Origin of the sequence: Vagococcus sp., assembly GCF_036639995.1 — a bacterium.
Lineage (GTDB): Bacteria > Bacillota > Bacilli > Lactobacillales > Vagococcaceae > Vagococcus.
The window spans coordinates 1-7814 of sequence record NZ_JAVWHO010000038.1; the positions used below are offsets into that span (position 1 = coordinate 1).

The following is a 7814-nucleotide window of genomic DNA, read 5'->3' on the forward strand; positions in this document are numbered from 1 at the left end:
TGTAACGGATTTGAGTTGTTTCCATCAATGCTGATTGATTCTGCTGATGCAGAAAATGCTGGAAATAAAAATGCAGAGGTTGTTAGTACGCTAATTAGTACCTTATTTTTTTTAATTAATTTCCCTCTGCCAACGTACTTTGTTTTGTAATCAACATTTTGAATGTTTTTTTGAATATCTTTCTTTCTCATAAAAATAATCCCCTTTTACTTTTATATTTTATTTTTACATTTTTACTTACCACACACCTCGAAAGGTCATTTACACAAAGCGCAAAAACGTTCTATTCTAAGATATAAAAAACGTATTTTCGAACATTATGTATTTTTTGGTTTTTTAGGACGTTTTTTAAACATCCGTGAAAAAAAATAAGTTTAAACATGTCTATTTACTTTAGTATTGCTATTTCTCTAACCCCATATTATGTATAAAAAACTTCATAATCCCTTATTTTATACAGTTTATTTTAAAAATACATACTTAACGTTTGTAATATGATATTAAATTATAGCCATCAAATCTATTGTGACAAATAAAAATATACATATAATTTATCGAGATATCAAAAAATAGTCAAGTAATGACTCTTATTTATTTAAAATATTTTACATAACATATTAAAACAAATGTTTTTGTATACGTTTTATTCTTTGTATAATCATCAACAAACCCTCAAGTGTTCTCTTTCTCTTGTTTTTCACAAATTATTTTTCTCATCATTTATAATCATTTATAAAAAAATAGTCTTTAAAACAAGAATTGTATTCTTGCTTTAAAAACTAATCGTTATTACTTACTTTGGTATTCTTTAGAAATATCCATCATATTCTGAAATGTTTCCAAAATACTGTCCTTATATTTTTCTTCTTTAATCAAATTAGCTATTCTTTTTAAAACTAATTCTTCTCTGTTACTATCGAGAATTGGTATTTGATTTTCTTTTTTTATACGTACAACTTCATCCACACATTTATAACGTTTTTCAAGTAGCACTGCTAACTCTTGATCAATTTGATTAATTTCATCTCTTACTTTTTCTAACATAATTTATCTTTCTCTCCTTTAGTTGAGCACTGCCTTAAAAAAATATTCTGCAGGTTCCTGAACAAACATATAGGTATCGCTTAAGCTGATAGGTTCATTATTTACCACTAAAATACTACTTTGAGGATTACGATAATTAATTAACCCACTGAAAGGATACACTTTAAATGACGTTCCCACAATAACAACTAAATCAGCCTTTTCTAACCAATGGATCGACATTTCAATTGCTTCTTCTGACAAGCCTTCCTCATAAAGTACTACATTTGGTCGAATTAAACCTCCACAATTTTCGTGTCTATTAGAGTTTAAATAAGTTGAAACCGAAATGTTCTCATGACATTTTAAACAGTAGCAATCGTTTAAATTACCATGAAAATTTACTACTTTTTTGCTTCCTACTTTGTCATGTAATCCATCAATATTTTGAGAAATAATACTGACATCATGATTCTTTTCTAGCTCTTTCATTTTTTGATGGATAATATTTGGACTGGCTTCCTCATGATACAACTGCTTAACAAATTCATAGAATTTATCAGGCTCACTTATCAAGCACGTGTGACTTAATAAATATTCTGGATTGTCTATGCCCTGATAAATTCCTGTCATCGAACGATAATCTGGAATACCAGATGGAGTAGATACACCGGCTCCTGTCATAAAAACAATATGCTGACTATTTTTTATCAGATCTAATGCCTCTTGATTCATTTTACTCACTACCTTATTTTCTTTTATATTATTGTAGCATGTTTTGAAAGAATATTTTTAGTTCAGACATTATACAATATCATTAACACAAGCAACATGTACAATTGAAATTTTTTTGCTTTTTTTCATGACTTTTCAAAAATAGTATGTTATAGTGAAACACAAGTAAGAAAGAGAACAACTAAATATAATAATCTAGAGGTTGCGAAAAATTATGACTATCAATTGAGCATGAGGATGCCACGACATTGATACAAGGAATTTTCGCCGAAATACTACTGAACTCCTTAATTCTTTAGTGTTGGGGCTATAGTGAATAACTATAGCACTGTCTCAGTTAATCTGAGGTGAGCTATGATATGATTCGATAAACTATTTTTATTTATCAACTATTCAGAAGCAACCTTAAGATAAAGGTTGCTTCTTTTTTGTATAAGAAAGGAAAATGAATATGTTGAAAAATAATTATCATGTCAGAAATATTTTTTATTCTCTGGCACTCTTATTAGGTAGTTTTGTATTAATGGGAAGTACAGCTTTTGCTGATAAAGAGACATTTACAGTAGGAATGGAGGCTGGCTACCCACCGTTCAACTGGACACAACAAGATGATAGTAATGGAGCCGTTCCAATTAAGGGTTCTAAAGAATTTGCTGGTGGTTATGATGTTGAAATTGCCAAAAAAATAGCTGATGGTTTAGGAAAAGAATTAGTCATCTTCAAAACAGATTGGGATGGCCTTCCTCCAGCTGTCACTTCTGGAAAAGCAGATGCTATCATTGCTGGGATGTCTCCAACTGCCGAACGTAAAGAAACTCTAGATTTTTCTGATTTCTATTACAGTTCTCAGTTAACCATGTTAGTAAAAAAAGACGGTACTTTTAGCGAAGCAAGTTCTTTAAAAGATTTTGCAGGAGCTAAAGTAACGGGTCAGTTAAATACGCTACATTATAACGTTATCGATCAAATTCCAAATGTTGATAAACAAACTGCTATGAGTGATTTCTCAGCTATGCGTGTTGCATTAGAATCTGGAAAAATTGATGGTTATGTGACAGAAGTACCTGAAGGAATTACCGCAGAAAAACTTAACCCGAAATTTAAAATGATTCAGTTTAAAGAAGGTAACGGCTTTAAAACATCCGAAGAAGACAACGCCATTGCCATTGGAATGAAAAAAAATGCTCCTGATTTAGAAAAAGTGAATCAAACCTTAGCAGGCATCTCTCAAAAAGAACGTGATGATATTATGGATGCATCTATTAATCAACAACCTGACGTTAAAGAAGATGCTCCTTGGTATGTTTGGGTAATGAATATTGCTAAAGATAATTGGAAAATGTTTCTTCGTGGCGCTGGAACAACTCTTTTAATTGCCTTAGTTGGTACAGTTGTTGGTACATCTATTGGTCTAGGAATTGGTATTTTTAGAACAGTTCCTACACCGGAAAAAGCTGGTTTACGTTTTGCTTATAAAGTTCTAAATGGTTTCTTCTCAATTTATATTGAAATCTTTAGAGGAACACCGATGATTGTTCAATCTATGGTTATTTTTTACGGTTCATCACAATTATACGGCATTGATATGAACCCATTAACAGCAGCTCTTATTATTGTTTCAATTAACACAGGTGCTTACATGACTGAAATCGTTCGTGGCGGTATTTTCTCAGTAGACAAAGGTCAATTCGAGGCAGCAGCTGCTATTGGTATGACTCACTGGCAAACAATGACGAACGTTGTCATTCCTCAAGTTTTTAGAAACACTTTACCTGCAATTGGGAATGAATTTGTTATTAATATTAAAGATACCTCCGTATTAAATGTTATCGCAGTTTCTGAATTATTCTTTGCTTCAAAAACTGCTGCAGGGGCAAACTTTAGATTCTTCGAAACATTTACAATTACATGTGTGATTTACTTTGTCATGACATTTACAGTAACACGTATCTTGCGTTACTTAGAAAGACGTTTAGATGGTGATGGTAGTTACGCACCATATGCTAATCAAATGCAAACATCAAAACTAGAAAGAAAGGATGATCGCTAATGACTGCTCTTATCGAAATCAACCATTTACAAAAAAGCTACGGCGACAATAATGTATTAAAAGATGTTCATGTTTCCATCGAAAAAGGGGAAATCGTTACGATTATTGGCCCATCTGGTTCTGGTAAATCAACACTACTACGCTGCATTAACCTTTTAGAAAAACCTACAGGTGGCGAGATTTTGTATCAAGATAAAAATATTTTGTCTCCTGGCTATGACTTACCGCATTTTAGAACTCATGTAGGAATGGTTTTCCAACAATTTAATTTATTTGATAATCACGATATTTTAAGCAACTGTATGGTTGGCCAAATGAAGGTTCTAAATCGCTCCAAGGAAGAAGCCGAAAGAATCGCCATTGAAAATTTAGATAAAGTTGGGATGAAACAGTTTGCTCATGCTAAACCTTCTCAGTTATCCGGTGGTCAAAAACAACGAGTGGCTATTGCCCGTGCGATCTCAATGGATCCAGAAGTCATGCTTTTTGATGAACCAACATCTGCACTTGACCCTGAAATGGTCGGTGAAGTATTAAAAATTATGCGTGAATTAACAGAAACTGGCTTAACAATGATTATTGTTACTCATGAAATGAAATTCGCTGAAGAAGTGTCTGATCGTGTCATTTTTATGGATAAAGGGGTTGTCGCAGAAGAAGGCGCTCCTGATAAGATCTTTAATCACCCAACAGAAGAAAGAACAAAAGAATTTTTACAACGTATCATTGATAATTAAACAGGACACTCAATGATTCAAAGAAAATTTGATATAAAAAGAAGCAAGTGGAAAACAAAATCCACTTGCTTTTTTTAGTCTAATTTAAAATAAGTTAATTTACCATTCATAGTTATAGTTAATTCGCTTAAACGAATAGCTGCTGATGAAACTTCTTCGGTTGAAGCTGACATTTCTTCTGCTGAGGCAGCTATCTCTTCAGACGTCTCAGATAGCCTTTCTGAAAGTAACTTAATATTTAAAACATCTTGATTAACTAACTCAATATCTGAATTAATGGTCATTGCTAAATCTGTTGTCATCACAATTTTTTTATCTACATTCCCAATTGAAGAAATGATAGTATCAAAACTCGATAAAGTTGTCGAAATGTGGGACCCTTGATTAACAATTTCTTGTTCCACATTTTGTGTGGCATCTAACATTAAATTGTTTTCTTCTAAAATAGTTTGTAGTATTTCTTGAATATCCCCTGCCGAACGATTGCTTTGTTCTGCTAATTTTCTAATCTCTTCTGCTACTACAGAAAATCCTTTTCCTGCTTCTCCAGCTCTAGCGGCTTCTATTGCTGCATTTAGAGCTAATAAATTCGTTTGTTCCGAGATATTGTTGATTAATAACGCCATATTATCTACTTTATGAATATACTCTCCTACAATAGCTGCACGTTTTATGAGCTCTTTCACTGACACATCTAATACTTCTGATGATAACACTAACTGATTAATATCTTCTTGACTTCTTGTTGAACGATTATTTATTAGTTGAGATTCTTCTTTTAGTTCTTCAATTACTGTAGCCATTGTATTAACTTTTTTACTAAAATCAATCACTGTTTTTTCAGTACTTGCTAATTTTCCATATTGCTCTCCAATATCTAACGCAATGTCACTGGCTGATTGAGCAACTGTTTCAGACGTTGCTGCCAATTCCTCTGAAAATGCAGAAAGATTTTGAGAATCATCACCAACCTTAACTGCAGTTATTTGGAAACTAGACACAATATTATGCAACTCATTTTGAGCTACTTTGATAGAGTCTCCTATTGACCCTAACTCATCTTTTCGAATAAACAAATCGCTTTCAAGGTTATTGGTCAGATTCCCTTCAGAAAATTGTTGAACTGCCTCACTATACTCTTTAAGAACTTTGGTAATTCTTTTTGAAAATAGGACAATTAATAAGGAAACTATGATAATTCCTATCAAACTGACACTACAAAATAAAATTAATAATTTACGTGGACTCTCAGCTAACAACCTATTTTCTACACTAATTCCTAATTTCCAATCGGTTCCTTTGATACTATCAAAATAAAAATCATATTTTTTATGATTTTTGGTATACTTTGTCGTTCCTTTGTTTTTCGTCAACATTTGTGATACTTGATTAACAAATGAAGATTCTTTACTATCACTAATTTTGGATACTAATAATTGATCACTAGCAACACCACCAAGATAAGTACCATCATCAGAAACCAACATAGCCTTACCATTATAACCAATCTTCATATCACTCACTAATTTTTGAATACTTGATAAATCTACGTCTATTGTAACAACACCCAAAAACTCTTTTTCATTTTTATACATAGGGTAAGCAAAAGTTACCATTGATTTATTAGCTTTTTTATCAAGATAGGGAGCTGTCCAGCCACCATCTTTTTCATTTTTACCCAATTTGTACCATTCAGTTTCCCAATTCGTTGAATTTTCTTCTTGGTAACTACGTTCAAACATCACTTCATCTGAGTTTTTAAAAACATAAGGAGCAAATTTTTTATGTTCCTCATAATCTTTAGGTTCGAACCAAACTCCCATGGCAAAGGTTTCAGACTGGAGAGATACTTGTTTTGTTAACAATGTTTGATAATCTTTTTCCGTAATTTTTTGACTATTTTCTTCAATCATTTTTGCTGTCGTTTTAGCAATAGATTCTTGTACTGTTAACATATTATTGATCGTCGTTGTAGAATCACTTACGACTAAATCCATCACTTTGCCAATTTCATCTTCCACCATAGACTTTGAAAAAAAGTATCCTGTACCTGATATAATAATTAATAACAAAATAACCATCGGTATAACTATACTAACAATTTCTAAAGCTAATTTTTTAAATTGAAATCTCATCCGCAACATCCCTTCCCTTCAATGTTACTATCGGTTTTTTTCGTTCAATATTTAATCAGTTAGCATAAATAAAATAACACTTATATATTATTTATTTTGAAATACTACTTGGATTTTCTAACCAATTTATCCTGTGCATAACTATTTGTTATACACACAGAGTTTTTCACATTTCCACCCTTGATATATCAGCTTTCCACAAAGTTATTAACACTATCCACAGAGTTATCCACAATTTTTGCCATTTTTACCCACATTTACCACTTTCATAAAAAAAGAACTAACAGAAACAATTTCTTTTATTTGCTTTTATAAACTTACCTTAAAAAAATACTTTAATTTAATACAATAGAAATAAACACCAAAAAATGTTGATATAACAAGGTTTCTCTTAATCATTATTTCAAACAAACCTCTGTTCTTATTGACTTATTACTCAAAAAAAGCATTGAAATATTAAAGTTATCCACACTTGTCCACAGGTTTTGTTGATAACTTCTGAAATTAGATTTAATTTCACTTATCCACCGTGTATAATAGATATAATAACTCCTTATATAGAAGGTGATACTATGAAAAAAATACTAATTATTGGCTGTCCTGGCTCTGGAAAATCAACACTTGCTGTTTGGCTTTCAAAAGAGTTATCTTTACCACTAGTTCATTTAGATAAAATAAACTGGTTAAACAATCAAGAATATTTATCGAGAGATAAATTTAATAATCAACTAACTAATGAGCTAATGAAAAAAGAGTGGCTCATTGATGGTAACTACAATCGAACTCTCGAAAAAAGAATAACTCATGCTGATACTGTTATTTGGCTAGATTTACCAAAACAGGTATGCTTATTCAGAATCATTAAACGCTACATAACCAACCATCATAAAGTTAATTCTCATGGAAATCCCGACACCATAAGTTGGTCATTTATTAAATTTGTTTGGCAATTTAACAAAAAAACATCACCTCAAATTAAAAATTTGGAGACAATGTATAAGAAGCATACTAATTTTATTACTCTTCACTCTACTAAAGAGGTTTCATACTTCAAGAAAAACTTAACTCCTTTTAGTTGAACTAAGATAACTAATTTTAGTAAAAAATAGTTCATTATTTTTAAATTTTTTATCA

7 protein-coding genes and 1 riboswitch are annotated in these 7814 nt (G+C 31.4%); of the genes, 3 read left to right on the forward strand and 4 right to left on the reverse strand.

All coding sequences use genetic code 11. The features are described 5' to 3' along the window. The 3 genes from RR554_RS09285 to RR554_RS09295 all read right to left on the reverse strand — a co-directional run. Nucleotides 1–191 (reverse strand): hypothetical protein (locus RR554_RS09285; RefSeq protein WP_332463291.1); only part of this gene is annotated, 191 nt, incomplete at its 3' end. 598 nt (nt 192–789) lie between these two features. Next, complete coding sequence (locus RR554_RS09290; RefSeq protein WP_332463292.1) at nt 790–1044, reverse strand: chorismate mutase; 255 nt, start codon at nt 1042–1044, stop codon at nt 790–792. 18 nt (nt 1045–1062) lie between these two features. Beyond that, the gene (locus tag RR554_RS09295; RefSeq protein WP_332467880.1) at nt 1063–1758 is read right to left on the reverse strand and encodes an NAD-dependent protein deacylase; all 696 of its coding nucleotides are present in this window, start codon (nt 1756–1758) and stop codon (nt 1063–1065) included. A 188-nt stretch (nt 1759–1946) separates the two neighbouring features. Beyond that, nucleotides 1947–2121: riboswitch (Lysine riboswitch) on the forward strand. An 88-nt stretch (nt 2122–2209) separates the two neighbouring features. On the opposite strand from RR554_RS09295, the gene RR554_RS09300 reads away from it, so the two are divergent. Beyond that, nucleotides 2210–3808 carry an ABC transporter permease subunit gene (locus RR554_RS09300; RefSeq protein WP_443081333.1) on the forward strand — a complete coding sequence of 533 codons (1599 nt, stop codon included), beginning with the start codon at nt 2210–2212 and terminating at the stop codon, nt 3806–3808. Then, nucleotides 3808–4545: an amino acid ABC transporter ATP-binding protein gene (locus tag RR554_RS09305; protein WP_332463294.1), complete on the forward strand. Its 738-nt coding sequence runs from the start codon at nt 3808–3810 to the stop codon at nt 4543–4545. The genes RR554_RS09300 and RR554_RS09305 overlap by 1 nt, the downstream gene beginning before the upstream one ends. A 74-nt stretch (nt 4546–4619) precedes the next feature. On the opposite strand, the gene RR554_RS09310 is transcribed toward RR554_RS09305, so the two are convergent. Next, nucleotides 4620–6680, reverse strand: coding sequence for a methyl-accepting chemotaxis protein (locus RR554_RS09310; RefSeq protein WP_332467881.1), 2061 nt, complete (start codon nt 6678–6680; stop codon nt 4620–4622). A 572-nt stretch (nt 6681–7252) separates the two neighbouring features. Between RR554_RS09310 and RR554_RS09315 the strand changes: the two genes are divergently transcribed. Continuing rightward, on the forward strand, nt 7253–7759 hold the full coding sequence (locus RR554_RS09315) for an AAA family ATPase (RefSeq protein WP_332467882.1): 507 nt from the start codon (nt 7253–7255) through the stop codon (nt 7757–7759). The last annotated feature ends 55 nt before the right edge of the window (nt 7760–7814 follow it).

What these genes read in the sequence shown, in the direction of transcription:
- RR554_RS09315 (WP_332467882.1), top strand. Translation starts at nt 7,253, where the DNA reads ATGAAAAAAATACTAATTATTGGCTGTCCTGGCTCTGGAAAATCAACA.
- RR554_RS09305 (WP_332463294.1), top strand. Translation starts at nt 3,808, where the DNA reads ATGACTGCTCTTATCGAAATCAACCATTTACAAAAAAGCTACGGCGAC.
- RR554_RS09300 (WP_443081333.1), top strand. Translation starts at nt 2,210, where the DNA reads ATGTTGAAAAATAATTATCATGTCAGAAATATTTTTTATTCTCTGGCA.
- RR554_RS09295 (WP_332467880.1), bottom strand. Translation starts at nt 1,758, where the DNA reads ATGAATCAAGAGGCATTAGATCTGATAAAAAATAGTCAGCATATTGTT.
- RR554_RS09310 (WP_332467881.1), bottom strand. Translation starts at nt 6,680, where the DNA reads ATGAGATTTCAATTTAAAAAATTAGCTTTAGAAATTGTTAGTATAGTT.
- RR554_RS09290 (WP_332463292.1), bottom strand. Translation starts at nt 1,044, where the DNA reads ATGTTAGAAAAAGTAAGAGATGAAATTAATCAAATTGATCAAGAGTTA.